This window comes from Clostridium moutaii, from assembly GCF_041205085.1.
Classification (GTDB): Bacteria; Bacillota; Clostridia; order Clostridiales; family Clostridiaceae; genus Clostridium_B; species Clostridium_B moutaii.
The window spans coordinates 1-1,492 of the sequence record NZ_JBGEWD010000042.1 but is presented as its reverse complement, the minus strand read 5'-3'; the positions used below and the strand labels follow the sequence as shown (position 1 = coordinate 1,492).

The following is a 1,492-nucleotide window of genomic DNA, read 5'->3' as shown; positions in this document are numbered from 1 at the left end:
TGATATGACCCCAATAAGTTAGACTTTATTGCGTAGTAGTTTTTAACTGCTGCGCAATTATTTTATGCAATCAAGAGGCTGATCCTGTATTCTACAGGACTCATCCATCCTAATTTCTCTTTAATTCGTTTCTCATTATAATACTTTATGTATTTGTCTATTGTTTCTTTCAGTTCATCATAACTATAATAAACTACACCATAATACATCTCTTGTTTCATAATTCCAAAGAAGCTTTCCATTACTGAATTATCATGACAGGTTCCTTTCCGAGACATACTTTGGAAGATTTTGTTTTCTTTTAGCTTATAGCTATAAGCCTTCATCTGGTAAGCCCATCCTTGATCTGAATGAAATGTACGCCTGTATTTACAATCGCTTGTAATTTTTATAGCTTCATTTAAAGCATTCATTATATTCTCAGCAGATGGTCGCCTAGAAATACCATAACTAATTATTTCTCTACTGCACATATCCATAAATGGATCCAAATAGAGCTTCTTTATGATCATTCGTCCTTTGTCATCTATATCATAATACTTAAATTCAGAGGTGTCTGTTGTAATCTTTTGGTGTGGAATATGAGTTTCAAATCTCCTGTGAATTCTATTAGGAGCAACCCTACCAACCTTGCCTTTATAGGAACTGTATTTACGGCTTTTTCTGGTAAACGAAGTAACCTGAATACCTAGATTCTGGACAATTCGTTGAACACGTTTCTTGTTTACAATGAGTCCTTGTTTTCTTAATTCTCCATAAATTCGACGATAACCGAAATCTTTGTTTTCATTTCTAATTTCTAGGATTCTTTGCTCAAGAGCAGCATTTGGATTTTTTCTGTCAAAGCGTTTCTGCCAGTACATATATGTTGCTTTAGGAAAACCTGTGAATGCGAGAATATCTTTTAGTTTGAAGTATCCTCGGAGGCTGTGGATAATTCTCGCTGTTTTTTCAGAAGAGCTTCCTCCTCTAAACGCAGCCTCCTCAGTTCTTTTAAATAGGCATTCTCTATTTTCAATCGTAGTAATTCATCTTCAAGTTGTTTTACATGCTCAGCACTTGTATCTATTGGTTTAATATCAACCTGTTTTTTTTGGTGAGAGTTCTTAGATGATTTCATTGATTTCTTCCGTCCTTTCGGTTTTGGTCTCAGAGCATCAGGACCCGCAATTCTGAAATCATTAACCCATTTGGTAATCAATGGTGGATTATTCATTCCAACTGATAAAGCTAGTTCCTGATAAGAAACTTCTGTTGTTAAATATAACTCTACCACATGAAGTTTAAATTCAAAAGTATATGTTTCATTTTTTCTGGAACGCAGTAACCCTTCATCACCAAACTCTTTATAAGCAGTGATCCATCTTAGAACCATTGACCTGCCTGTAATACTATATTTTTCTGCAAGGTACGTGTATCCACCTTCTCCATTTAAGTATGCATTGACAACTTCTTTTTTTAATTGATAACTATATTTTGCCATAAAAAACTG

1 protein-coding gene is annotated in these 1,492 nt (G+C 34.2%); it reads right to left on the bottom strand.

Annotation, left to right across the window (positions count from 1 at the left end; genetic code table 11):
- Nucleotides 1–62 precede the first annotated feature (62 nt).
- Nucleotides 63–1,483, bottom strand: a protein-coding gene (locus AB8U03_RS17990; protein WP_369705924.1) for an IS3 family transposase whose coding sequence is annotated in 2 segments (ribosomal slippage) — nucleotides 63–997 and nucleotides 997–1,483 — 1,422 coding nt in all. Because the reading frame shifts where the segments join, the coding sequence is not laid out codon by codon here.
- Nucleotides 1,484–1,492: the final 9 nt, after the last annotated feature.